The sequence below is a fragment of the Microbacterium sp. NPDC079176 genome (assembly GCF_040686675.1).
In the GTDB taxonomy this organism is placed as follows: domain Bacteria; phylum Actinomycetota; class Actinomycetes; order Actinomycetales; family Microbacteriaceae; genus Microbacterium.
Genome location: NZ_JBFBLM010000008.1, coordinates 11193 through 35945, shown reverse-complemented (window position 1 = coordinate 35945; position 24753 = coordinate 11193). Strand labels below are relative to the sequence as shown.

Annotated in this window: 27 protein-coding genes; 20 read left to right on the top strand and 7 right to left on the bottom strand. The window is 66.4% G+C overall.

Translation table 11 applies throughout. The features are described 5' to 3' along the window. Positions 1-50 precede the first annotated feature (50 nt). From AB0P11_RS17340 to AB0P11_RS17330, 3 genes are read left to right on the top strand one after another with little or no spacing between them, the layout of a single operon-like run. Positions 51-1490: an MFS transporter gene (locus AB0P11_RS17340; protein ID WP_363523266.1), complete on the top strand. Its 1440-nt coding sequence runs from the start codon at positions 51-53 to the stop codon at positions 1488-1490. Then, positions 1483-2451: a Gfo/Idh/MocA family oxidoreductase gene (locus AB0P11_RS17335; protein ID WP_363523264.1), complete on the top strand. Its 969-nt coding sequence runs from the start codon at positions 1483-1485 to the stop codon at positions 2449-2451. Before AB0P11_RS17340 ends, AB0P11_RS17335 begins: the two co-directional genes overlap by 8 nt. Positions 2452-2480: 29 nt before the next feature. Next, positions 2481-3281 (top strand): SDR family NAD(P)-dependent oxidoreductase, encoded by an 801-nt coding sequence (locus tag AB0P11_RS17330; RefSeq protein WP_363523262.1) that lies wholly within the window; start codon positions 2481-2483, stop codon positions 3279-3281. A 61-nt stretch (positions 3282-3342) separates the two neighbouring features. Here the strand turns inward: AB0P11_RS17330 and AB0P11_RS17325 are convergent, their stop codons facing one another. The 5 genes from AB0P11_RS17325 to AB0P11_RS17305 form a co-directional block, all read right to left on the bottom strand. Continuing rightward, on the bottom strand, positions 3343-4179 hold the full coding sequence (locus AB0P11_RS17325; RefSeq protein WP_363523260.1) for a hypothetical protein: 837 nt from the start codon (positions 4177-4179) through the stop codon (positions 3343-3345). A 57-nt stretch (positions 4180-4236) separates the two neighbouring features. Further along, positions 4237-4566 carry a hypothetical protein gene (locus AB0P11_RS17320; RefSeq protein ID WP_363523258.1) on the bottom strand — a complete coding sequence of 110 codons (330 nt, stop codon included), beginning with the start codon at positions 4564-4566 and terminating at the stop codon, positions 4237-4239. Positions 4567-4785: 219 nt separating this feature from the next. Further along, positions 4786-6027 carry a Fic family protein gene (locus AB0P11_RS17315; protein ID WP_363523256.1) on the bottom strand — a complete coding sequence of 414 codons (1242 nt, stop codon included), beginning with the start codon at positions 6025-6027 and terminating at the stop codon, positions 4786-4788. A 907-nt stretch (positions 6028-6934) separates the two neighbouring features. Continuing rightward, on the bottom strand, positions 6935-7816 hold the full coding sequence (locus AB0P11_RS17310) for a helix-turn-helix transcriptional regulator (protein WP_363523254.1): 882 nt from the start codon (positions 7814-7816) through the stop codon (positions 6935-6937). A gap of 99 nt (positions 7817-7915) precedes the next feature. Further along, a complete protein-coding gene (locus tag AB0P11_RS17305; RefSeq protein WP_363523252.1) occupies positions 7916-8278 on the bottom strand; it encodes a cyclophilin-like fold protein in 363 nt (120 codons plus the stop codon). 142 nt (positions 8279-8420) lie between these two features. Here AB0P11_RS17305 and AB0P11_RS17300 point away from each other — a divergent pair, with 142 nt between their 5' ends. The 11 genes from AB0P11_RS17300 to AB0P11_RS17250 all read left to right on the top strand — a co-directional run bounded on the left by AB0P11_RS17300 (position 8421) and on the right by AB0P11_RS17250 (position 17017). Beyond that, positions 8421-9677, top strand: coding sequence for a multidrug effflux MFS transporter (locus tag AB0P11_RS17300; RefSeq protein ID WP_363523250.1), 1257 nt, complete (start codon positions 8421-8423; stop codon positions 9675-9677). A gap of 36 nt (positions 9678-9713) precedes the next feature. Beyond that, positions 9714-10136 carry a cupin domain-containing protein gene (locus AB0P11_RS17295; protein ID WP_363523248.1) on the top strand — a complete coding sequence of 141 codons (423 nt, stop codon included), beginning with the start codon at positions 9714-9716 and terminating at the stop codon, positions 10134-10136. Continuing rightward, the gene (locus AB0P11_RS17290; RefSeq protein WP_363523246.1) at positions 10133-10477 is read left to right on the top strand and encodes a carboxymuconolactone decarboxylase family protein; all 345 of its coding nucleotides are present in this window, start codon (positions 10133-10135) and stop codon (positions 10475-10477) included. The genes AB0P11_RS17295 and AB0P11_RS17290 overlap by 4 nt, the downstream gene beginning before the upstream one ends. Beyond that, positions 10474-11010, top strand: coding sequence for a cyclophilin-like fold protein (locus AB0P11_RS17285; RefSeq protein WP_363523244.1), 537 nt, complete (start codon positions 10474-10476; stop codon positions 11008-11010). The genes AB0P11_RS17290 and AB0P11_RS17285 overlap by 4 nt, the downstream gene beginning before the upstream one ends. 32 nt (positions 11011-11042) lie before the next feature. After that, on the top strand, positions 11043-11708 hold the full coding sequence (locus AB0P11_RS17280; RefSeq protein ID WP_363523242.1) for an SDR family NAD(P)-dependent oxidoreductase: 666 nt from the start codon (positions 11043-11045) through the stop codon (positions 11706-11708). Between the two features lie 44 nt (positions 11709-11752). Then, positions 11753-12862 (top strand): PQQ-dependent sugar dehydrogenase, encoded by a 1110-nt coding sequence (locus tag AB0P11_RS17275; protein WP_363523240.1) that lies wholly within the window; start codon positions 11753-11755, stop codon positions 12860-12862. Positions 12863-12886: 24 nt separating this feature from the next. Beyond that, positions 12887-13921 (top strand): alcohol dehydrogenase catalytic domain-containing protein, encoded by a 1035-nt coding sequence (locus AB0P11_RS17270; protein ID WP_363523238.1) that lies wholly within the window; start codon positions 12887-12889, stop codon positions 13919-13921. Between the two features lie 149 nt (positions 13922-14070). Continuing rightward, the gene (locus tag AB0P11_RS17265; protein WP_363523236.1) at positions 14071-14958 is read left to right on the top strand and encodes an aldo/keto reductase; all 888 of its coding nucleotides are present in this window, start codon (positions 14071-14073) and stop codon (positions 14956-14958) included. A gap of 1 nt (position 14959) precedes the next feature. Then, positions 14960-15853 (top strand): helix-turn-helix transcriptional regulator, encoded by an 894-nt coding sequence (locus tag AB0P11_RS17260; protein WP_363523234.1) that lies wholly within the window; start codon positions 14960-14962, stop codon positions 15851-15853. A gap of 23 nt (positions 15854-15876) precedes the next feature. Beyond that, positions 15877-16764 carry an aldo/keto reductase gene (locus AB0P11_RS17255; RefSeq protein WP_363523232.1) on the top strand — a complete coding sequence of 296 codons (888 nt, stop codon included), beginning with the start codon at positions 15877-15879 and terminating at the stop codon, positions 16762-16764. A gap of 91 nt (positions 16765-16855) precedes the next feature. Continuing rightward, on the top strand, positions 16856-17017 hold the full coding sequence (locus tag AB0P11_RS17250; protein ID WP_363523230.1) for a hypothetical protein: 162 nt from the start codon (positions 16856-16858) through the stop codon (positions 17015-17017). A gap of 175 nt (positions 17018-17192) precedes the next feature. On the opposite strand, the gene AB0P11_RS17245 is transcribed toward AB0P11_RS17250, so the two are convergent. Together AB0P11_RS17245 and AB0P11_RS17240 are read right to left on the bottom strand one after the other, a co-directional pair. Then, the gene (locus AB0P11_RS17245) at positions 17193-17744 is read right to left on the bottom strand and encodes a cysteine hydrolase (RefSeq protein WP_363523228.1); all 552 of its coding nucleotides are present in this window, start codon (positions 17742-17744) and stop codon (positions 17193-17195) included. Between the two features lie 20 nt (positions 17745-17764). Continuing rightward, on the bottom strand, positions 17765-18784 hold the full coding sequence (locus AB0P11_RS17240; RefSeq protein ID WP_363523226.1) for a zinc-binding dehydrogenase: 1020 nt from the start codon (positions 18782-18784) through the stop codon (positions 17765-17767). A gap of 63 nt (positions 18785-18847) precedes the next feature. Between AB0P11_RS17240 and AB0P11_RS17235 the strand changes: the two genes are divergently transcribed. The 6 genes from AB0P11_RS17235 to AB0P11_RS17210 all read left to right on the top strand — a co-directional run bounded on the left by AB0P11_RS17235 (position 18848) and on the right by AB0P11_RS17210 (position 24710). After that, positions 18848-19792, top strand: coding sequence for a LacI family DNA-binding transcriptional regulator (locus tag AB0P11_RS17235; protein WP_363523224.1), 945 nt, complete (start codon positions 18848-18850; stop codon positions 19790-19792). A gap of 221 nt (positions 19793-20013) precedes the next feature. Continuing rightward, the gene (locus AB0P11_RS17230; protein ID WP_363523222.1) at positions 20014-21246 is read left to right on the top strand and encodes an ABC transporter substrate-binding protein; all 1233 of its coding nucleotides are present in this window, start codon (positions 20014-20016) and stop codon (positions 21244-21246) included. A 30-nt stretch (positions 21247-21276) separates the two neighbouring features. Continuing rightward, positions 21277-22152 (top strand): branched-chain amino acid ABC transporter permease, encoded by an 876-nt coding sequence (locus AB0P11_RS17225; protein ID WP_363523220.1) that lies wholly within the window; start codon positions 21277-21279, stop codon positions 22150-22152. Beyond that, entirely contained in the window at positions 22149-23171 is a 1023-nt protein-coding gene (locus AB0P11_RS17220; protein ID WP_363523218.1) for a branched-chain amino acid ABC transporter permease, read from the top strand. The genes AB0P11_RS17225 and AB0P11_RS17220 overlap by 4 nt, the downstream gene beginning before the upstream one ends. Beyond that, positions 23168-23935 (top strand): ABC transporter ATP-binding protein, encoded by a 768-nt coding sequence (locus AB0P11_RS17215; RefSeq protein WP_259162458.1) that lies wholly within the window; start codon positions 23168-23170, stop codon positions 23933-23935. The genes AB0P11_RS17220 and AB0P11_RS17215 overlap by 4 nt, the downstream gene beginning before the upstream one ends. Continuing rightward, the gene (locus AB0P11_RS17210) at positions 23928-24710 is read left to right on the top strand and encodes an ABC transporter ATP-binding protein (protein WP_363523215.1); all 783 of its coding nucleotides are present in this window, start codon (positions 23928-23930) and stop codon (positions 24708-24710) included. The genes AB0P11_RS17215 and AB0P11_RS17210 overlap by 8 nt, the downstream gene beginning before the upstream one ends. Positions 24711-24753: the final 43 nt, after the last annotated feature.

Below are 24753 nucleotides of genomic sequence, written 5' to 3'. Positions count from 1 at the left end.
GGCGGTCTGGAGATTTCGATGACGAATGCACAGCTGCAGGGAGCTCGGTCATGAGCGAGCAGATCACGCATCGCGCCGGTGAGGAATCCCGATGGACCTCGAACATCGGGGTGCACTACGACGCGAAGAAGCCGCTCTCCCGATACATCCGCTGGTACCTGCTGCTCTCGCTGGCTGTCTCGGCAGTGTGGGCGGCGACGAACGGCATCCTCATGCCGAACCAGATCCAACTGCTGGAGTTCGGATCCTTCTTCAATGGGGCAGACGCCGGCGTCGACCTGCAGGCTCTCACCGAGTTGGGTCGCGCCGTCGCTGCCGGCGAGGTCACTCCTACGACGGATCAGACCAGACAGCTCGCCCTGCTCTCTGACTTCGAAGCAGCGCGAGCGAACGGGCTGGCGCTCGTCACGACGACCAGCGCCATCATCGTCATGATCCTCCAGCCGGTGATCGGTGTGCTGTCCGACCGCACGCGCTCCCGCCTGGGACGCCGGGCTCCTTGGATCCTGTATGCGGGACTCATCGGCGCCGTGCTGCTGGTCGCCGTCCGGTACGCCCCGTCGCTCGTGGTGCTCGTCGTGCTGTGGTCTGCCGCCGAGCTGGCGCTGAACGTCGCAGGCAACCCCCTGCAGGCGACGGTCGCAGACCGCGTGCCTCGTGATCGACGAGGCCGCGTGACGTCCTGGACGAGCATGGGTGCGATCATCGGCGGCATCCTGGGCGGCATCGGTGCGGGCGCCCTGTTCGGACTCGTCGGGCTCGACTTCTATCTGATCCTCGGTCTGCTCGTGGCGATCGCCACAGTGCTCTTCGTCACCCGGAACCGTGACGCGTCATCCGTCGATGTCGAGCGTGAGCCATTCGCCTGGAAGCCGTTCCTGCTCGGCTACGCGAGTGCTCTCAAAGCCCGCAACTACCGGTGGCTGTGGATCTCGCGCGTGCTCTTCTTCTTCGGCTACAGCACGTCGACGGTGCTCAACCTCTATATGCTGCAGAGCTACGTGCGCCCCGCGCTGAGCGCCGCCGAGGCATCGGCGATGGTGCCGATCCTCGGGCTCGCGGGCATCCCCTTCACGCTCATCGCCGTGGCGATCTCGGGGCGGCTCTCCGACCGTGTCGGCCGTCGCAAGCCCTTCATCGTCGTTGCGTCGCTGCTCATGGCGGCGTCGATGGCGATCCCGCTGATCTCGCCGACGCTCCCGGCCCTCTTCGCCCAGGTGATCATCACTGGCCTCGCCTTCGGCATCTACCTGCCGGTCGACAACGCGATGTTCATCGACGTGCTCCCTGATCCGGCGCGCGCAGGGCGGGATCTCGGTCTCGCGATCGTCGCCATGAACCTCGGTCAGGCGCTGGCACCGGCGCTCGCTGCGGTCGTGGTCTCAGCGACCGGCGGGTATCAGCTCGTCTGGGGAGCCGCACTCGTGCTCGTCGCCCTCGCGACGCTCACCGTGGCGCCGATCCGCGAGCGGAAGGCCGTCGATGCCTAGGTGGGGCATCATCGGCACCGGCGACATCTCCGATCGCCTCGTCTCCGATCTGCTCGCCATCGGCGGTGAGATCACGGCCGTCTGGGGGCGAACGCCCGACCGCGCGTCGGACTTCGCCGCGCGGCACGGCATCCCGTTCGCGACCGCTGAACGCTCGGCGCTGTTCGCTCGCGACGTCGATGCGGTCTACATCGCGACGCCGGCGAGCACTCATACCGCCATCACGCTCGAGGCGATCGCTGCAGGAAAGCATGTGCTGGTCGAGAAGCCGATCGCGACCTCGGCGGTCGATGCGGAGATGCTCTTCGCGCGCGCCTCGGCGGCCGGTGTCTTCCTCATGGAGGCGATGTGGATGCGGTTCAACCCGCTGCACGTCGAGATCATCGAACGCATCACCGGGGGAGAACTGGGCGCTGTCCGCAGCGTCAGGGCCGGCTTCGGCACGCCCTTCTTCCCTCGCCCGGGCAAGGCCCGGCCCGAGGACGGCGGCAGCATCCTGCGCGACAGGGGGATCTACCCGGTCACGCTGGCCCATTGGTTCCTCGGGGAGCCAGACGACGTCCAAGCACGAGGAGTCGTCTCCGAGAGGGTGGACCTCGCGGGGCATGCCACCCTCGACAGTGCCGGCGGCGCCTTCGCGCAGCTCGCCTGGTCAGGAGTGGACTTCCTCGATCTCTCAGCGGCGATCAGCGGCGAGCGCGGTTGGATCACGCTCGATCCCATGTTCTGGGCGGGCAGCGACGCCCGAGTTCATGCAGGGTCGGCGGAGCGTATCTTCCGCGAGCCGGAGCGCATCGGGCATCCGCGAGTGGGCAACGGCTACGGGCCGATGCTCGAGGCGGTGGGCACGGCGATCGAGTCCGGTCTGCGTGAGCATCCCTGGCATGACGCGGCGACGACGATCTCGATCACCCGTACCCTCGACCGCATCCTTGCGGACATCTCCTCCGAGTCGCGCTGATCGCGGCCCGACCCACCCAGAAGGAAACCATGGACATCTCAGGCAAGGTCTTCGTCGTCACGGGCGCAGGAAACGGCATCGGACGCGAGGTGACGCTGCGTCTGCTTGCCGGTGGCGCCTCGGTTGCCGGCGTCGACCTGAACGCCGCAGGCCTCGAAGCGACCGCAGCACTCGCGGCTGTCGGCACGCGATTCACTCAGCACGCGGTGAACATCACCGACCGGAATGCGATCGACGCGCTTCCCGGCGCCGTGATCGCGGCTCACGGCCAGGTCGACGGCGTCGCGAACATCGCGGGGGTGATCCAGAAGTTCGTCAAGGTCAACGACCTGCCGTTCTCCGAGATCGAGAAGGTCATGAATGTGAACTTCTGGGGCGTCATGAACGTCTGCAAGGCTTTCCTTCCGCACCTGCTCGCCCGGCCTGAGGCGTCCCTCCTGAATGTCGCGAGCATGGGTTCGTACGCCCCGGTGCCCGGTCAGGCGGTCTACGGGGCATCCAAGGCCGCGGTGAAGCTCCTCACCGAGGCGCTCTATGCCGAGCTGCTCGAGACGAACGTGCATGTCACGGTGATCTTCCCCGGCGCGATCAGCACCGGCATCGCCGCGAACTCGGGCGTCGATCTCGGGGGCGATGCGTCGGCCGAGACCAGCGCGTACAAGACGACGACGCCGCAAGAGGCCGGCCGGGTGATCGTCGACGCGATCCGCAAGGACCGCTTCCGAGCGACCATCGGTTCGGATGCTGCGGCCATGGATCGCCTGTCGCGCCTCAACCCCAAGTTCGCGACGACCATGATCGCGAAGCAGATGGGTGCGCTGCTCGCCTGAGATCATCCCGCCTGACGAGTCCGTGGCCCGAGCGCATGTGCCACGGACTCGCGTGCACGTCTCAGCCGCCAGTCATCGGGTCGAGCTTGTTGGATTCTGCGACGACGTCTCGCCACGCGAACTCGTTGTTGTCACTGAAGACGTAGTAGCTCGACCCGTTGGGCATGAGTGCGACGGTGATCCCTCCGAACCCCGACATGAACGGAACCGAGAACGGTGAGGTGAAGGCCGCGTTGTCAGCGCTGCTGAAGTCTCGCGCCCAGAAACCGTTGTTGTAGTGAAACGGGGTTGGCCCACCGGTCGTGATGCCGCGATCTGAAGCGTCCCGCTGGAGCGATGCGTCCAGGAGCCCGGGATGCAGCACTTGGGTGCCGCCCGCGACGCCATCATCGGCGACGAGGAGCTTCGCCACCTTCGCGATGTCGTCCTGGGTCCAGAACATGCCGTACCCGCCGAAAGGCGCTCCGGTCGGCGCGTTGTCGGTTCGCAGTGTCGTCAGAGAGTCGGGTCCGACTCCCGCGGGCTCGAGCACTTCGTCACGGAGCATTGCGAAGATGTCGGAGCCGGCGCCCTCCCGTTCCTCGAGCACGTCGTCCATCGCCCGGACCGCGAGGAAGGTGTCGGAGGTGTGGTAGGTCCAAATGCTTCCTGGGGCCGCCTTGTGCGGGTAGGAGAGCGCCGCCGTCAGCTTGTCCGTATAAGTCTCTGCCAGAAAGAACGAGGACATCGTGGGTCCGGCCTCGTCTGCTTGGTAGCCGGCGGAGGAGTAGTTGCCGGTTGTCATGTCGAGAGCGTGATCGATGGTGACGTCATCCCACGAAGGGGCCGACGCTTCCGGGATGTGATCCTCCAGCAGCTCTTCGGAGACGTCGGGGCCGTACTTCTGGGCGAGGTGCATGAGCGCCAGGCCGCCGAATGCGGATTTGACCCCGTACGAGACGGCCGTCGAAGACCTCTAAGAGACGGTGGTGAGTCTTCCGTTGGCCAAGACGAACAGAACAGCCAGGATCGGCAGCGACGCGGCGAGCAGCCCCCACTTCGAAGCGATGATCGACATCACCGCGATCGCAGCTACGACCCCGAGAGTGATCCAGACACGGAGTATGATGCCCGCTGCCTCCTCAGCAGTCATTCCGGCGCCGAGGGCGAGCCCGAGACCGGCGAGGAGTATCTCGATGACCGTCACCACCACGATCGTCGTGGCGATAGCGAGAACCGCCCATCCGATCCGACCGCAGGTCTCTCGCCACTCGCGCGGAGCCTCGGTCTCGATGGGTTGGGTCATGCGCTCACCGTACCGGCTCCTGGCTCTAGCCGATCTAGCCGCCGGTTTTTCATCCACAGGCCGCTCGGATGCGCTCGGTTGCTGGGGGTCTCCGTTGAAGTGCCCCAGCAATCGAGCGCAGGGGAGCGCACGAAATCCCCGAGATTCCGCGGAAGTCGGATCGGGGGTCATAAGGAGTGACGCCCCGACGGCGCTTGTGACTCCCGCGCTGGCGCGTGGCTAGCCTCGAGCGGTCATCCGGCGGATCTGCTCGGCGTATCCGTCGAGGACGTCGAAGATCCCGCGGTGCTGCCAGACGCGGTTGCGTCCTTGGCCGGTCGTCTCGGTGAGCACCCCGCGATCGGTGAGCGTGTCCAGCGCGCGCAGCGCCGCCATCTCGCCGAGTCCGAGCGCGCTCATGAGGTACTTCGTGTTCACAGCCGGCTGGCCCACGAGCGCGGGAAGGACCTTCCAGACCGCAGCGTCGGAGCGGACGCCCTGGACTAGAGCGCGGGACTCGTCCAGCTGCGCGACGAGATCGTCGACCAGCTGCGTCCCCGTGGACGCGGCGATGCGACTCGCCATGGCGAACTCGCGGATGATCGGGGCAGCGTCGCCGGCTCGGAAAGCGGTCAGCGCCTGGAAGTAGCGCCCGGTGTTCACGAGCAGTCCTGCAGAGATCGGTACGGCGGTGGAGCTGACGAGACCCTTGTTGCGCAGGATCGACTGCGCGAGCGCGCGGCCGGTGCGGCCGTTGCCGTCGACGAACGGGTGGATGGTCTCGAACTGGGCGTGCGCGACAGCGACCTGAACAAGCACGGAGATGTCCTGGCGCTGCACGAATCTGACCAGGTCACCGATCGCACCGGGAATCCGGTCGTGGTGGGGAGCTATGAACTCCGCCTGGCGGGGGCCGGCGTTGCCGGGGCCGATCCAGACCGGTTCTTGGCGGTAGAGACCTGCTTCGTGCTCGAGGCCTGATTGGTGGCGCAGCAGAGCGTGGTGCATCTGCAGGATGGAATCCTCGGAGATCTCGTCCGAGAGCGCGAGGGCTGCCTCCATGGCGCGGACGTTCCCGATCACCGTGAGCGCGTTGGCCTTGTCGCCTTCATCGATCTCGGCGAGAGCGAGCTGCTTCGCCGACGTCGTCAGCTGCTCGATCTGTGAGCTGGACGCGGACTCTGTGCGCAGCAGGATCGCGGTCATCGGGCCCAGGGCCGGATTGTCGGTGCCCAACGTGCGCCGCGCATGCTCGTCGAACGCGACCAGCTGGCGCGTGGCGTCTTCGACATCAGCGGCGTCTTCGCTGGGAACCTGCGAGCTCCACTCGGCGATCGGTGCTGTGACCGTCGCCTCATACGGCCCGGTCTGACGCACAACCTCGGCCCGTGAGAACATCTCCGGTGCGCGCGGCGCCCAGTCGAGGGTCTCGCTCGATACGGCATCGATGGGGATGCGGGTGCGGGACGAAGACGTAGACATCAGACCATCATACCAACACTTATACAACTAGGTGTTGGCAGGGCGCTGCTCGAACGACAACGGCATCGCGGACGTAGCGTGTAACCGGCGTGCGCCCGATCTCGAGGATCTCGCCGTCTCATTGCGGCCCCTCGGGGGCTCGCGCCTCCGCCGATCACCGCGTTTGCGAAACGTGCGCGTATACGGGGTCGCGCGTGGTTCGTTTTTGGTTCATATTTCCCGCTCTTGGGGTAGATCAGCAGAAACGAGCACGTTGTGCCTCACAACGACTCCGCCGTAGCCGTACCTGCATTCGCAGGGTCGGAGCCAGCGCGCAGCCTCCGCTGACCTCGGCGGGAGCCGACACATCGGCGGTGTCGATGAAGTTGACGCCGAGATCGAGGGCCTGTGCGACGAGCCGGTCGGTCTGGTCCGCAGTGGGCGGGATATCGAAGGTCGCCGTGCCGAGTCAGATGGTGGAGACCCTGACACCAGTGGCACCGAGAACGAAGTATCGCATGGGAGCTTCCTCTCATCGGGACTCGTCTGAAACATGCCGGTGCTCGATCGTCCTGGCGCGCCATCCTCGGTGGATCGTGGCAGGTCGTGCAGTCGCTGGGGATCGCGGACGACCGCAGGGTGAACGCTCCGGTGGCAGCGCAGGTCAAGTACAACCTGGTCGATCGCGCCGCGTCCACTCCAAGCCAATGCGCGAAGACGACACGAAGCTGTAGGAAGGAACGACCCGCATGGCACGTATTCTGATCACCGGTTCGACCGCGGGCACCGGCCGAGCTTCTTGTCCACGAGCCGACCTCTCAGGAACGGTAGGGAGTCGTGGGTTCGACGTTATGAAGCTGGCCACCCAATGGGAGCCCTGACGGAACATGCACGCTCTGGACACCCTTCGATAGCGACCGATCACCCGTCAGGCCGTGGCAGTGCGTGCAGATGGAGATGCCTCAGCACCCCACGACGCCAGCAGTCGCAGCCGCTCGGCGGAAGGCGAACCGGGTTCCGCCGTGTAGATCAGCAGAACCTGACCGGGCTCGGCGGTGATCGCGAGCTCCTCGTACACGAGGGTGAGGTCTCCGACGACGGGGTGACGGAAGCGCTTGGTGCCGGATCCGTGGGTGCGCACGTTGTGCGCAGCCCACAGGCCGCGGAACACCTCACTGCGGGTGGAGAGTTCTCCGACGAGATCTTGGATCCCCTTGTCGTGGGGGTCACGGCCCGCTTCGGCGCGGACCACGGCGACGCACATGTCGGCGAAGATATCCCAGTCGGGGTAGAAATCACGGGCCGCGGGGTCGAGGAACTGGAACCGCGCGAAGTTCGGCGTCCTTCCTCCGTCGCCGATCAGTGGTGAGTAGAACGCTCGGCCGAGGTCGTTGAAGGCGACGAGGTTCTGTCTCTGATCTCTCACGACGGCGACCGCATCGGTGATGGACGCCAACGCCCATTCGAGGCTCGGGCGGGGCGGGCCCGGCTTGGCGCTTCGGCGGCGGTGACGACCGGAGGAGGGGATGCCATCGGCATTGCGCGCCAGGTCGAGCAGATGCGTGTGCTCGGCATCGGAGAGTTGGAGGGCGCGGGAGACGGCATCGAGCACTGCTCCAGAGGCACCGGCGATCGCACCGCGTTCCAGCTTGGAGTAGTACTCCACGCTGACTCCGGCGAGGGTGGCCACTTCGCTGCGTCGCAGACCTTCGACTCGCCGGTTCGACCCGGCGGTCAGCCCTACGGCTTCCGGCGTGACCCGCGCGCGGCGGGTCATCAGGAACTCACGGACCTCTTGTCGATTATCCATAACAGTCAGGCTAGGTCCGCGAACCGGCGTGAGGAATGCCCTGGCAGGGCACCCTTGCCAGCAGTAAGGCCGCTGGCGGGCTGCTCGGGCTGCGGCGTGTCAGCTGGCGTCAACGCGGACGAACCGGGCGGTGAAGCCATCGGGGATGTCTCGCAGCGTATCGAGGGCGAGATCGAATCGACCGACGCGTACCAGCCCTGGCCACGTGCCGACGGTGCCGTAGTAGAGGACGAGCGACTGCGTGGGCGCGTAGTAGCCGATCTCGCCGGGCGCCGGAGAATCCTGGTCAGGTACGCCTCGCATGCGCAGCGGGGGTCCGAGCGAGGCGACCTTCTCGACGTCGTTGAAGTCGCTGAAGACGGCTTCCAACGGTAGCCGCGCAGCGAGGTCATCGGCGACCGGATTCGCGAAGAGCTCTGCATCGAAGTCGATCCCGGCCGACAGCGTCACGTGCACGTTCATGCATGTCCTCCTCGATGGTCACGTCGTTGCCGACATCCACCTTCGCCTATCTCGTCGGCCACCGCACCTCTGACGGGTGCCCTGCCAGTACACCCTTCGCCAGAGACTCCCTCGCGTACGCGGCGAGGCCGACCATGGAGACATGCATTCCTCGTCTTCACCCCTCCAGAGCACCGGTCGCCGCCTGCTGCCGTCTCTGCTGCTGTTGTTGACGGTGTTCGGCCCGATCTCGATGGACCTCTACCTTCCTGCCCTTCCCGCACTGTCCGCTGAGCTCGGTGCGGTCACCTCGGTCGCGCAGTTGACGGTGACCGCCTGCCTGATCGGCCTCGCCGCAGGGCAGCTCATCGCTGGCCCACTGTCTGATCGGTTCGGGCGTCGGGGGATCCTCCTGATCGGGATCGTGGCGTACATCCTCACCTCGGTGCTGTGCGCGCTCAGCCCGTCGATCGAGCTGCTGATCCTGGCTCGCCTCGTGCAGGGCCTCGCCGGCGGCGTCGGAATCGTGATCGCCACCGCCGCGGGTCGCGACGTCTTCGAGGGCAAGGCGCTCATCCGCTTCTACGGCCGTCTCACCGTCATCGGCGGGTTCGCGGCCATCGTCGGACCGCTGCTCGGCGGTCTGCTCAACACCTTCACCGATTGGCGGGGCCTGTTCGTCTTTCTCGCCGTGATCGGGGTGGTGATCCTCGTCATCACCCTCCTGGTGTTCGGAGAGACGCTTCCGGCCGAGCAGCGCACCCGTGGCGGTTTCGGAGAGACCCTGCACGCCTACCGCACTCTTCTGAGCGACCGCGTGTTCCTCGGTGCGGTGCTGAACCAGGGATTCCTCTACGCGGCGTTGTTCGCCTATCTCGCAGGCTCGACCTTCGTGCTGCAGGACATCTATGGGCTCACGCCGCAGTGGTACGCCGCCGCGTTCGGTCTCAACTCCGCAGGACACATGGTCTTCGGATACGTCGCCGGGCGCACCGCGGAGCGCTGGAGCATCTCGGGCACTCTCGCAGTCGGAATCGTCGTCACCGGGTCGGGAGCACTCGGGCTCCTCATCGCGGGGCTGACGCCTCTGCCCCTGTGGATCGTCATCGTCTCGCTGTTCGCACTGTCGAGCGGCGTGGCGATCACCGCGCCCCCGGCGACCACCCTCGCGCTCTCCGACTACCCCCAGATGGCCGGCACCGCATCGTCGCTGCTCGGCATGGTGCGGTTCGGGTTCGGAGGGATCGCTGCCCCGTTCGTCGGAGTCGCCGGCGCGCTCAGCATCCTTCCCCTCGGCATCACCACCGTGGTGACCGTGCTGCTCGCCGCCGCTGCGTGCCTGCTTCTGGGTCCTCGCCGTGATCGTCCCGACGGCGTCCAGCCGCGAGACGGCGCCCTGCGCTCCATCTCGGCCCACTGAACACAACGCCCACCCACAACGAAGGAGACGGTAGATATGAACATCGAGCCCGCTCGTCCGACCACCCTCAACCCTCCCGAGCAGTTCTCCGGGAACGTCTGGTTGGAGATGATCGTCGTCCCGCATGAATCAGTACAGCGCACAACCGTGGCGCGAGTGCGATTCGAACCCGGCGCGAGGACCGCCTGGCATTCGCACGCACGGGGGCAGTATCTCCATGTCGTCTCGGGGATCGCCCGCTTCGGAGATCGGGCTGGCAACATCATCGAGGTCCACCCGGGGCAGACCCTCTACACGCCGCCCGGCGAACAGCACTGGCACGCTTCTGCTCCAGGGGTGTTCATGGAACATCTCGCCGTCCTCGAAGCGGACGACGGTGCCGACATCGCCTCGTGGTGGGGCGAGCACATCACTGACGCCGAATACGAAGGCATAACCGCAGAAAGGACCCAGTCATGACAGAACGAGGATCAGCCGCAGATCAAATGCTCGGCGGCTTCGCCGACAAGCTCGTCTCCCTGACCGACGAGGTGCTGTTCGCCGACGTCTGGGCGCGTCCCGATCTCGCCGCGCGCGACCGCAGCCTCATCACCATCGCTGCGCTCGTCGCCGGCGGGAACACAGAGCAGCTCCCGTTCCACCTGAACCTCGGCGCGCAGAACGGTCTGACCGAGAAGGAGATGGTCGAAGCCATCACACATCTGGCCTTCTACACGGGATGGCCGCGGGCGATGTCAGCGATCGCGAGCGCAAAGGGCACCTTCCACAGCGACGAATCTGCCGAAGGAGAGCCCAAATGAGAGAGCGCATACTCGCCGCGACGGCAGCGGCCCTTCTGGTTGCAGCGCTCGCGTCGTGCGCGCAGACATCGAGCGCCGCGCCGGTCGACGCATCCACGCCCACTCCCGTTTCGCCACCGGCGACGCCCACAGCGCCGGCCTCGGCCGAGCAGAGCGCGCCCACTGAGGTCGTCGGCACGGTCGTGCGTTTCACCTCCGACCGTACGAGCGTCGACGTGACGATCGGAGAAGACAATCCCGCCGTTCGAGACTTCCTCGCGATGCTCCCGCTCGAACTGACAGTCGAAGAGTTCGCGGGTGCCGAGAAGATCGCCTATCTGCCGCGCGAGCTGAGCTACGAAGGCTCGCCCGGCTCGGACCCTGAGGACGGCGACCTGATCTATTACACGTCGTGGGGCAACCTCGGGTTCTACTACGACGCGACCGGAATCGGATACTCCGATGCCACCCTCCACCTCGGCACCTACTCCGCCACCGAGGAGCAGCTGTCGCTCCTCGAGGGCAGCCCGGTGACGATCGCCATCGTCGACTGACACCTCATCGCGAATCGAACGGAGTCACTGCCATGACCACCACCGCAATCATCGGCGCCGGACCCGGCCTGGGTGCAGCCATCGCCCGCCGCTTCGGCGATGAGGGCCACAGCATCGCCCTCATCGCCCGAAACCAGGATCGCCTCGACGCGCTGGCCGCGGAACTCGCCGAAGCGGGAGTTACTGCACGCGGATACGCCGCGAACGTCCGCGACACCGCGAGCGTCCGCGAGGCGTTGGATCGGGCGACGCAGGAACTCGGCGCCATCCAGGTACTGACCTACAACCCCCTGCCGCAGAAGGAGTTCCTCCGTCCCGTCCTCGAGACCACACCCGAAGACCTCGTGGGCGCGGCCGAGTTCTCGATCTACGCTCCCGTAGCCGCCGTGCACCAGGTCGTGCAGGGCATGCGATTCCTGGGAGCCGGAACCATCCTGTTCGTCAACGGTGGCAGCGCCGTGCGCCCCCATGCGTCGTATGCGGGAACTTCCATCGCTTTCGCCGGGCAGAGCGCCTATGGCCAGATGCTGCACGAGACGCTGCGGTCCGAGGGCATCCACGTCGGTCAGCTGATCATCCCGCGCGGTATCGAGCCAGGCGACGCCACCCATGACCCCGACGTGCTCGCCGGTGTGCTTTGGGAGATGCACGCACAGCGAGGCGACTTCCGACGGTACGCCGAATCACTCGACGGCTGACAGCCCGTGTGCGCCCAGAGACCGAGCCCCGGAGAGACAGAGATATGACGAAACTTCCTTCCCGCGTGATCAGCACCGCGTTCGCGGCACTCGCCGCTTCGACGATCCTGGCCGGCTGCACCCCGTCCGTACAGCCCGACAGCGACCCTGCCCCGTCAGCGACGACCACCGGAACTGCGGTGAGTCCGGCGGAACCCCAGGGAGATCCGACCGTGCTCGCGACCGGACTGGTGACGCCGTGGTCGGTCGCGTTCGCGGGCGAGACAGCGCTGATCAGTGAGCGGAACACCGGCAACATCCTCGAGCTCACCGGAGACACCACCCGGGTCGTCGGCACGATCGAGGGCGTCGTGCAGCAGGGGGAGTCGGGGCTGCTCGGAATCGCCGTCGATGACCAGCAGCGACTGTATGCGTACTCGACCGGACCCGACGGCAACCGCATCCAGCGCTTCTCCCTCACCGGAGAGTCCGGGTCTCTCGCCCTCGGAACCCCCGAAACGATCGTCGACGGGATCCCGGCAGCGAGCTACCACGACGGCGGCCGGATCGCCTTCGGGCCGGATGGCATGCTCTACGCCACCACTGGCGACGCGGGCGGTCGCGACAACGCACAAGATCTCGACAGCCTCGCCGGAAAGATCCTGCGGATGACACCGGACGGCGCCGCTCCCGGCGACAACCCGTTCCCCGGGTCACTCGTCTACAGTTACGGGCACCGCAATCCGCAGGGTATCGCCTGGGCAGACGACGGCACCCTGTTCGCGGCCGAGTTCGGGCAGGACACGTGGGATGAACTGAATGTCATCGCATCTGGAGGCAACTACGGCTGGCCCCTCGTCGAAGGAATCGGCGAGAACACGGACTACATCGATCCGGTGCAGCAATGGACGCCCGACGACGCCAGTCCCAGCGGCATCGCAGTGATCGGCGGCACGGTCTTCATCGCCAACCTCCGGGGTCAGACCCTCCGCGCTGTCCCGGTCGCCGACCCCAGCACCTCCGCCGACTACTTCAGTGGCGCGTACGGGCGGATCCGTCACGTCGCCGAGGCTCCGGACGGGGCACTCTGGTTCCTCACCAGCAACACCGACGGATACGGATCGGGACCCCGAGAGGGTGACGACCGGCTCCTCAGCGTTCCCCTCACCGACTGAACCACCACAGAAAGAGACAGCATCATGCGCGCGACACTCATGTACTCCGCCGGCGACGTCCGCGTCGTCGACGTTCCCGAGCCCACCATCGAGGCGGCCACCGACGCGATCATCCGCGTCACCTATGCCTGCGTCTGCGGGTCCGACCTGCACCCGTACCACGACCTCGGCGACACCCCCGAGGGCCGTCACATGGGCCACGAGGCCATCGGCGTGATCGAGCAGATCGGCGACGACGTCACGACCCTCGCCGTCGGCGACACCGTCATCGTGCCCTTCGCATGGTCGGACGGCACCTGTGCCTTCTGCCGCGATGGCATCACCACCTCCTGCGTGCACGGCGGCTTCTTCGACGCGGCAGCCTCCGCCACCCAGGCGGAGAAGCTCCGCATCCCCTACGCCGATGGCACCGCCGTCGCGATCCCCGCCGGCACCGATGAGGCGCTCATGCCGTCTCTCCTCACACTGTCGGACGTCTACCTCACCGGCTACCACGCGGCCATCCGCGGGGGAGTCGAGGCGGGTAAGACCGTCGTCGTGATCGGCGACGGCGCCGTCGGCCTCTCCGCGGTCCTCGCGGCGAAGCAGCTCGGTGCGGAGAAGATCATCCTGATGGGCCGCCACACAGCCCGCACGGATCTCGGTTGCGAGTTCGGCGCTACCGATGTCGTCGCCGAACGTGGCGCAGAAGGAGTCGCGAAGGTTCTGGAGCTGACTGGCGGCGAGGGTGCTCACGTGGTGCTCGAAGCCGTCGGCCACATGCCCGCCTATGAGCAGGCATACGGGGTCGTCCGTCCCGGCGGAGTGATCTCGCGGGTGGGCGTGCCCCAGTACGAGGATGCAGCGGTCGGTTTCATGTCGCTGTTCGGCAAGAACGCCACGCTCACCGGCGGACCGGCGACCGTTCGCGCCTACCTCGAGGCGGCCATCCCGCAGGTCATCGACGGCACCATCGACCCCGGTCGGGTCTTCGACCGCGAACTGCCGCTCGACGAGATCGCCGAGGCCTACCGGCTGATGGACTCGCGACAGGCGCTGAAGGTACTCATCCGGCCGTGATGTTCGCGCCGCGGTGGTGAATAGGGATCACGGCGCTGATCGCGCTGACCGGTGGGAATGGTGTGGGGTGGTCTGGTGGACAGTGGTTCACCTGGGCCTTCCACGGTTCGCCGTCGGAAGGTTGACTGGAGAGCGACGAGAGGAATGTCATGTCTGACACGATGATCACCCTGAACAACGGAGTCCTTCTTCCGACGATCGGACTCGGAGTTCTCCAGAGCGAAGGAGCGGAAGCCAGTGCTGCGGTGGCCACCGCTCTCCAAGGCGGATACCGCCTGATCGACACCGCAGCCGGGTACTTCAACGAGCGGGAAGTGGGCCGCGGCATCCGCGACTCCGGTGTGAGCCGTGAGGAGATCTTTCTCACCACGAAGCTCTGGATGACGGATTACGGCACGGATGAGACTGTGCGTGCGTTCGAGACGAGCATCGCGAAGCTCGGCGTCGACTACCTCGACCTCTACCTGCTGCATTGGCCGTGGCCCGCCGACTGGGCTCGCACTGTCGCCGCGTACCGTGCACTCGAAGGGTTGCTCGCCGAAGGCCGCGTGCGAGCGATCGGCGTCGCGAACTTCAGTCCCGAGCACCTGAGGGCCCTCACGAAGGACACGGATGTGGTGCCCGCGGTGAATCAGGTCGAATTGCACCCGAACTTTCAGCAGCCCGCACAAGTCGCCGCTCATGCAGAACTCGGAATCGCGACTCAGGCATGGTCGCCGATCGGCGGTGTTTACGGGTGGGCAGGCGAGAACGGAGCCGTCCCTCCGCTGCAGAACGAGACCATCCGCGCCATCGCGGATGCCCACGGCAGAACTCCCGCCCAGGTCATCCTCCGTTGGCACCTCCAGAACCGACGCAGTGCGATCCCGAAATCCGTGACCCCCGCGCGGATCGCAGAGAACCTCGCCGTCTACGACTTCAGTCTGACCGATGCGGAGCTGGCCGCCATAGACGGTCTGGACACCGGCCGCAGAGGGGCGATCGACCCCGATGATGTGACCCCCGAGGCCATCGATCTCACCATCGACCCGGCCTGACATGTCCACGCCTGACGAGATCAGCAGCTTCCTCGTATCCCGGCGCGCTCGGATCACTCCGGAGACAGCGGGTGTGGTCGCCTTCTCCGGGCACCGCAGGGTTCCCGGTTTGCGGAGGGAAGAAGTCGCCTATCTCGCGGGTGTGAGCACCGACTACTACGCGAGGCTCGAGCGCGGGAAGACGCGCGGTGTGTCTCGCGAGGTTCTCGAAGCCATCGCCCGCGCCCTCCAGCTCGACGACATCGAACGCGAGCACCTGATGAATCTCGTGGAGATCACGACCACGCCCCGCCGCCGTGCTCCACGGCGCACGGCCCACGTTGCGATCACTTCGACCGTGCAAGCGGTGCTCGATTCGCTGGTCGTGCCCGCGCTGGTCCAGAACGCGAGGTTGGACATCGTGGCGGCCAACAGTCTGGGGGCGGCGCTCTACGGGCTGACACCGTCCGACCTCGCGAGCGCGACGTTCAACGGCGCCCGTTTCCAGTTCCTGGACAGCCGCGCGAAGGATTTCTACGTCGACCATGATCGGGGCAAACGCAACATCGTGGCCTTACTGCACCAGGCGGCAGGACAGGATCCGTACGACGAGGACACCATCCGGCTCGTCGGACAGCTGTCGACACAGAGTCCCGAATTCCGCGCGCTCTGGGCGCAGCACGACGTCATCCGCTATCAGCGCGGTACCAAGCGGTACAGACACCCGGCGGTCGGCGCGCTCGAGTTCGCCTACGAGTCGTTCGACCTCAATACTGAGCGCGGGTTGACGATGCTCGTCTACACCTTCGAACCGTCGTCACCCACAGCCGAACGAGTCGCGCTGCTGGGCTCCCTCGCTCGAACCGACTCGATCGCCGAGGTGCGCGGCGGCGACATCGCCATCGACCACACCTGAAAAACTCACTTCTCGGAGGAATCGTGAACGAACTGATCACCCTGAACAACGGCGTCCGCATCCCCGCAATCGGGCTGGGCGTCTTCCAGAGCGCACCGGAAGAGACAGTCGGCGCCGTCGAGACCGCGCTCCAGGCCGGCTACCGCCACATCGACACCGCGGCCGGATACGGGAATGAACGCGAGGTCGGCGAGGGGATCCGCCGATCCGGAGTCGACCCCACCGATGTCGTGATCGAGACGAAGGTCTGGGTGAGCGATTACGGCTTCGACGAGACCCTGCATGCGTTCGAGAAGAGTGCGGCGAAGCTCGGCGTCTCGCAGATCGATCTCCTGATCCTTCACCAGCCCATGCCTCAGCATTTCGAGCGCACCGTCGCGGCGTATCGCGCGCTCGAGCGACTTCTCGACGACGGTCGGCTGCGAGCCATCGGGGTGAGTAACTTCATGCCCCACCACCTCGCGGCCCTTCGGGAGCAGACGACCGTCATCCCCGCGCTGAACCAGGTGGAACTGCACCCGTACTACACGCAGGATGCGGTGCAGCGGGCGAACGCAGAAGCGGGCACAGTCACGCAGGCGTGGTCCCCGATCGGCGGGATCACCTTCTACCCCGGATGGGGCGATGATCGCAGGAGCGTCATGGATGACGACACGATCGCCAGGATCTCGGCGGCCCATGAAAAGACGCCGGCGCAGGTCATGCTGCGCTGGCACCTCCAACAGGGGCGATCCGTCATCCCCAAATCCACGAACCCCGCGCGCATCGCCCAGAACATCGACGTCTTCGGCTTCGACCTCTCCGCTGCGGAACTGGCCGACATCGATGCCCTCGACCGCGGAGTCCGGGGCGGCCCCGACCCCGATGAGGTGGACCCCTCGACCTGGGGTCTCGAGATCCCGGAAGCCTGAGGAAGCCGAGAGCGCGTGAGTGGAAGCGTCGCGCCGAGCGACTAGTCCGAGCCAGCGGCCATCAGTGCACGATCGGCGGGACGAGCACCGTATGCAGCTCCCGCAGGGTGACGCCCGGGGTGCCGGGAACTCGTCGGACGGCCCCATGGCCCGTTCTCAGATCGCCGTCAAGCCCGTGGCGGTCCGTCAGGAGGTGGACGAGTTCACCGGCATCGCCACGGCCCGACCGCCCGGTCATGGGCACTGCGACTAGGTCGTGTCCCCGCGGACGAGTTCCCGCATTCGAGGGAGGTCGAACTCAATCCGCTGGGCGTCCGCATCCGCGCGGCGAGAAGACAAGGTGCCCAGATCCTTCATGAGAGCATCCATGAGAAGAGGCTGATCGCCGATCGCTCGGAAGCGGTCTGCGCCCGCGGGCAGCTTCTCGACTAGAGCGCTCCCACCAGGTCCTGCGTGGTGGTGACTCTTCCGAGCGCCGGGAAGACCCGGGTCACCGAGCGCTCGTGCCCTGCGGGGTCGGGATCAGACACCGCGTCGACGACCACCGTGACGTTGAAGCCCAGGTCGGCTGCGGCTCGAGCTGTCGATTCGACACCGAAGGTCGTTGCGAGTCCGACGACGACGACGTCCGTGATCTGCTGCATGCTGAAGTCGCGGGCAAGGGGTGTTCCGGCGAAAGCGCTCCATCCGGCACGTGGATAGACCGGCTCGTCGTCGCGGTTCTCGATCCCGGGAGCGAGGTCGGCGAAGCCTTCCGGCCACACTCGTCCACCGGGTCCATACTCCGTCGCGCCGGCGGCCGTGCCGCTCGACACCACGAAGCTGACGTCGCGATCGGAGCGTCGGAAGGCATCGATCAACTGCTTGACCCGCGGCAGGAGGTCGTCGGCGGGCACGGTTCGCGCGTTCGGCAGCGTTCCGGTCTGCACATCGACGACGATCAGTGCCGTGGTGGGTGGTAGTCGCTCGATCACGGGCATCTTCTCGTCTCCTCTCATCGTCACGCGAAGGTGACGACGACCTTCTCGGCTGCTCCTGGTGTGGCGGCCAGCGCCAGGGCTTCCTGCACCCGGTCGAACGGGATGCGGTCGCTGATGATCAGTTCGTACTTGCGCCAGTTCGCGATGATGTCGTCGGTGACCTCGAAGATCTCGGTGGGGTACCCCATCGAGAGCGCGACGGTGAGCTCGGTCGTGAGCAGTGCGCCGAAGTCGATCTCGACCGGCTTCTTGTGGACGGCGACGATGCCCAGGGTCGCTCCCTGCTTGGCGGCCGCCGTGGCTGTGGCGATCACGGCGGGTGCGCCGGCCGCATCCAGGTACACGTCCGAATCCGGGCGCTCCCCGCGCACGCCGACGACCTGGGGGGCAGTGCCGTGCACCTCGATCAAGCGCGCGAAGACATCTTCTTCCGCCGAGTTGATCACCGCATCCGCTCCGATGAGGAGCGCTTTCTCGAGCCGGTTGGGAACGATGTCGACGACCACGACATGGCCCGCGCCGCGCGCCTTGAATCCCAGGACTGCGCCGAGTCCGATAGGTCCCGCGCCGAACACGACCACCTTGTCGCCGGGCTTCGAGCCGGTGCGGTTGGTCGCGTGCCGGGCGACGGCCATCGGTTCGTTGAGCGCCGCGACCTCCCAGGGGATCTCGTCAGGGATGACCCGGAACTGCACTCCGGGCCGGGCGTCCTTCAGCACGATGTAGTCGCTGAACCCGCCCTGGGCTCCACCGCTGCCGAGAAGTCCGTCGACCGTGGCCATGACGTTGACCACGACGTGATCGCCGACCTTCGCTCCGTCCACCTCGGAGCCGACCTCGACGACCTCGCCGGCGGGCTCGTGCCCCAGCGGCGTGGCGCCCTGACGGGGCGGGATGCCTCCGTAGGTCGTGTACATGTGATCCGACCCGCAGATTCCGCAGGCCTTCATCTTCACCAGCACATCGCGGGGTCCCGCCGTGGGCTGCTCGACATCGAGCACCTCTGTGGTTCCCGGACCTGTGATCAGCACCGACTTCATCTCATACTCCTCGTTCAGCAGACTGGATTCACTAAACAACATTAGTGACTCTAGGCTGTCGGTGTGGCTGGGAATTCGCGCAAGACTCCGACCGTCCGGGACATCGCTCGGGCGAGCGGGGTCTCGGCGACGACCGTGAGCTTCGTGCTCAACGACACACCCGGACAGACGATCCCCGACGGCACGCGTGAGCGGGTGCGCAGCGCGGCGCGGGAACTGGGATACCCGACCGTGCTCGCCCGCGCTTTCCGCGAAGGCACCACGCGAACGGTCGTCGTCGCTATCGGCGGGCTCCCTCGTGGCACGGCGCTCGATTCGTTTCTCGATGGCCTGGGTGGTGAACTCGCTCGCCACGGCCATTCGGTCGCAGTGCTGCCCTCACGCGGTGATGCGCTCACCCGCACGATCGATGCGATCTCCCCACGCGCCGTGATCGACCTCGGTGCGATCTACTCCGGCGCGGAGAGCGACGGCCAGGACGGCGGGTGGATCGACGGCCTCGCATCGCACACTCTCACGCAGGTCCGCCACCTGGCCGACCTCGGGCACACCCGCATCGCATTCGCGCAGCCCGCATCGCAGAACGTCACTGCGATGGTCACCCTCCGTGAGCGCCATCTGTGCGAGTCGGCGGCAGTGCTGAACATCGCTCGACCGGTGCGACTCACGCTCCCCGATGGATCGGATGTAGACGCCGGTGCTCTGACGGCGATGGTGGAGGAGGGCGTCACTGCTGTGGCCGGTTTCGACGACCGCTCGGCGGCTCGCGTCCTGCGGGCGGCTGCCATGAGCGGCATCCGCATTCCGGAAGATCTGTCGCTCATCGGCTTCGACGATGCGGGGTGGGGTGAGTTCACGGCGCCTGCTCTCACCACCGTGCGGATCGAAGCGTTCGATTACGGCCGCCGCGCAGCGCGAGGCGCTCTCGGCGTGACGGCTTCGGCGGCGCCGTCGCCGCACTCTCATGTCGTGGAACGCGGATCGACCGCGGCCGCAGTGCAGGTCTAGGCGGGAGCTGACGATCGCTCGTCTCGTGGTCGTTGCTCAGATCAGGCGGGCCCCGAGAGCGGTATCGAGTGGGTGTCGGTTGATATCGCAGCGACTTTCGACGAGCGCCGTGACCATCTGGGGGTGAACCCGTTCGTTGACAGCAGGTGCCGCCCTCGCTACTCTGATCTCGGGTCGGTATACCGGCTGCATACAATCTTTAATCGGAGCAAGGAGGCCCCGTGAAAAGCTCGTCGAACTCACGTCCCGCAGTCACCGCCATGACCGTCGCCCTGGCGGCAGGGCTCGCGCTGACCGGCTGCGCACCCGCCAGCAGCAACGCCGAGGGCGGCTCCGGTGGCGGAGGTTCCGCCTCCGGTGACACGATCAAGGTGGGCTACATCGGCCCGCTCACGGGCGGCTCGGCATCGCTGGGCGTCCCAGCGCAGCACGGCTTCGAGCTCGCGGTGAAGCACCTCAACGACAGCGGTGAACTCGACCGCACCATCGAGCTGGTGTCGGTCGACGACGAGGCCGACCCGACGAAGTCCGCCGCGGCAGCGCAGCGGATGATCACCGAGGATGACGTCATCGCAGTGCTCGGCGGCCCGAACTCGGGTCCTGTTCTCGCGAACAACCCGGTCATCACCGAGGCGGGCGTCGTCCAGCTCGTGACGATCGCCCAGGCCGACGGGCTGATCGATCCCGAGAGCCCCGGCTACGACCTCACGTTCCAGGTCACTGAGAACAACACCTACAACGTCGGCGCGACGGTGCAGTTCTTCCTCGACGCGGACTACGCGTCGATCTGCGCCGTCGCCGACACCACGGAATACGGTCAGAGCGGAATCGCGTCGATCGAGGCGGTCTTCGCCGACAACGGCCTCGACGTCACTCAGACCGTCTCGCACGAGGTCAACGCCACCGACCTCACACCCCAGGTGCTGAGCCTCCGCGACGCGGGATGCGAGTCGATTTACCTCTTCAGCTACGGCCAAGATGCCGCGGTGTTCATGAAGACCGTCAACCAGATCGGGTGGGATGTCGACGTGATCGGTGGACGAGCCCTCAACCAGGCGGCATTCCTCTCGATCGCCGGCGACGCGGGTGACGGACTCATCTTCCCGAGCGTCATCGACCTCGACAAGGCCTCGACGAAGGAATTCATCGACGCCTACACCGAGGAGTACGGCGCCGATGACGACCCTGCCCACACGTTCTCCGCACTCGCCTACGACAGCATGATGATGCTGGCCGAGGGGCTCAAGGGCAGTGACTATGAAGGCGGTCAGGCTCTCGCGGACGCTCTCGGCGAGGTGACGCTCGACGACGCGGTGTCGGGACGAGACGGCTCGAGCCTGAGCTTCGGTTTCGGTGACCATCGCGCGCCGAGCGACGACTTCCAGACGTTCTGGACGATCGAGGACGGCGAGTTCGCGATGTACCGCAACGACGTCCCCTCGACGCGTCCCTGACGCCGACCGCACCGACAGAGGGCGACCACGATGTCTACATTCCTCCAGCTCGCAGTGAGCGGGATCGCGCTCGGTTCGATCTACGGACTGATCGCGCTCGGGTTCCTGGTGATCTACCACGCCACCGGCCTGGTCAACTTCGCCCAGGGACAGCTGCTCATGGTGGGTGCCATGACGACCTACCTGCTTCTCATGCAGGTGGGACTCGGGTACCCGCTGGTGATCCTCGGGGTCATCGTGGTCGCTCTCCTTCTCGCCCTCCTCTTCCGATACGGCCTTCATCGACCGATGGTCAAGAGGGGCGCTCCCACCACGAACATGGTGGTCGCCACGATCGCCTTCGGCCTCGTGCTGACCGCGGCAGTCGAGCTCTTCATCGGCAACACGAAGTACGGCGTCGACGCCGTGTTCCCCGGCGCGCCGATCACCCTCGGAGGCATCTCGATCCAGAGCCAGTCGCTGCTCATCGTGGTGGTTTCCTGGGCGCTCGTCGGCGGAGTGTGGTTCTTCTTCACGAAGACGCTCACAGGGGTCTCCCTGCGGGCGGTCGGCCTGAACCGCACAGCTGCGGCGGTCAGCGGCGTGAGGGTGTCCCGGCTCATCACGATCGCCTTCATCCTCAGCGTCGTGGTCACGGTCATCGGCGGAATGCTCGTCGCCCCGTTGATCGGCGCAGGGCCCGAGATGGGGCTGTCGATAGCGGTGAAGGGCTTCGCAGCCGCCGTCATCGGAGGGATGTCGAGCGTGTACCGCGGCATGGTCGCCGGTGTCGTGATCGGTCTGATCGAGATGCTGTCGTCGTACTACATCAGCAGCGCCTACGCACCCGTCATCGCGTATGCGATCCTCTTCCTCGCCCTGGTCCTGATGCCGGCTCGAGTCCGACAGAGCGGAGCCCACGCATGAGCACCACCGCCATCCGCACCCAGGTGGAGAATCCGCGCACGCGCCGCCACGGCGTGAAGCGCACGAGCTTCTGGGTCGAGATCGTCGTCAGCGCGGTCGTCATCCTGCTGCCGACCTTCATCGGAAGCGCGTACACGATGCGTCTTCTGCAGGATGTGGCGATCTGGAGCATCCTTGCCCTGAGCCTCACGCTCGTCCTCGGCTACACCGGACAGATCTCGCTCGGACAGGCAGCGTTCTATGCCGTCGGGGCCTACACGTCAGTCATCCTGCAGACGAAGCTCGGCATCCCGGCGCCGATCGCCTGGGTCGGGGCCATCGCACTCGGCATGGCGCTCGCTTACCTCATCAGCGTCCCGCTGCTCCGAATACACGGCCACTTCCTCGCCCTCGGCACCCTCGCCCTCGGCCTCATCGTCGAGACGCTGCTCGTGCAGCTCGCCCCCATCACCGGCGGTCACGACGGCATCCGCATCCCCGGTGCGCAGTACCTCGGCGAATGGGTTCAGCTGCGCTTCCCCTACATCGTGCTCGGCGTGCTCGTGCTGTCGTACTGGCTGGTGCGCAACCTCACGCAGCGGAGCGCAGGGCGTTCGTTCCTCGCCCTGCGCGATGATCCGGCGGGCGCCGCGGCACTCGGCATTCCCGTCGCACGGTACAAGACGCTCGTGTTCATGATCGGCGGAGGACTGGCCGCGACCGCCGGCGTGCTCTACGCGCATCACACGCAGGTCGTCACTCCTGACTCGTTCGGATTCGACACTTCGATCGAGGTACTCCTCATCGTCATCATCGGCGGTATGTCGAGCCGCGTCGGCGCGATCGTCGGAGCAGCGGTCATCGTCTTCTTCCCGGAGTGGCTGGTGTTCCTCGAGAAGGCTGAGAACCTCGTGTTCGGTCTGGTGGTGCTCGCGCTCCTGCTGTTCCTGCCGGGCGGCATCGTCGGCGGCATCCGCTCGCTCATCGCCAGGATCACTCGGCGACGACGCACCGATCCGACCGAGGAGGTCGCAGCATGAGCCTCATCGTCGACGGCGTCACGAAGCGCTTCGGAGGCAACACCGCGCTGTCGGATGTGAGCTTCGAGGTCGCGAGCGGAAAGCTCACGGCGCTCATCGGTCCGAACGGGGCGGGAAAGACGACGATGTTCAACTGCATCGCCGGTCTCCACCGCCCGAGCGAAGGGACGGTCACGCTCGACGGGCGGGACATCACGGGCCTCGCACCGGCGAAGATCCTCGATGCCGGTATCGCTCGCACCTTCCAGCTCGTCCGGTCATTCCGGGAGCTGACGGTGCTGGAGACGATCATGGTCGCGGGGCACTGGCGCTCGGCGCAGTCGTTCTGGAACTCGATACTCGCCTTCCCCTCGGTGCGCAGGAGCGACGAACGTCTGGAGGAGGAGGCCCGGGCGACGCTGGTGGCGCTCGGCCTCGATCATCTCGCCGACAAGCGGGTGCACGAGCTCCCATACGGCCAGCAGCGACTGATCGAGATCGCGAAGGCCCTGATGACCGGAGCGCAGACGCTGCTGCTCGACGAGCCGGCCGCCGGCTTGCACCCCGAAGAGGCGCTGGCGCTCCGTGGGCTTCTCGCGGCACTCCGCGAGCGGGGCACCACGATCCTGCTCGTCGAGCACAATATGCCGTTCGTGCTGTCGATCGCCGACCACGTCGTCGTCCTGGAGTTCGGGCACAAGATCGCCGACGGTACCGCCGCGGAGGTCGCCAAGGACCAACGGGTCATCGACTCGTATCTCGGAAAGGAGGAGGACGTTGCTTGAAGCCACAGACCTCAGAGCCGGATACGGCAAGGGACCGGATGTCCTGCTCGATGCGGAGCTGAACGTCGGAACAGGCGAGATCGTCGCCATGATCGGACTCAACGGCGCGGGCAAGTCCACGATCGCACGGACCCTGGCGGGCCTCCTGCCGGTGCGGGCGGGAACGGTCGCCTTCGACGGCGAAGACATCACGACCCTCACGACAGACGAGCGCGCGCGCCGAGGACTGCTGCTCGTCCCGGAAGGACGCGAGCTCTGCGGCAGCATGACGGTCGAGGAGAATCTCACTCTGGGGACCGTTCCGCTGCCGCGTGGTGAGCGGCGACGGCGAGGCGCTGAGAACCTCGAACTCGTGTACAGCCTGTTCCCGATCCTCCAGGAGAAGGCGAGACAGGATGCGGGAAGTCTCTCTGGTGGGCAGCAGCAGATGGTCGCGGTCGGGCGAGCGCTCATGGGATCGCCGCGACTGCTCATCCTCGACGAACCCTCACTGGGGCTCGCGCCGCTCTTGGTGCGCGAGATCTTCCAGGTCGTCGCACAGCTGAACGCCGATGGTCTGAGCGTGCTGGTGGCAGAACAGAATGCCGCGCTGGCGATCTCGCACAGCAACAGGGCCTATCACATCGAACTCGGCCAGATCGCAGAGACCGACGGCGCCAGCGAGCAGCGTTCGCTTCTTCGCGGTGGTGCGCTCGGCGGTGACGAGATCGAGGTCGCGGCCCTCGAGCTGCCGGAGTACCGAGCGATGGGGCGCCGAGCGGCCCGCAGCGGATAGCCGCGTGCGAGACGACAGGCCCGAGGCGAGACCTGAGGGCTGA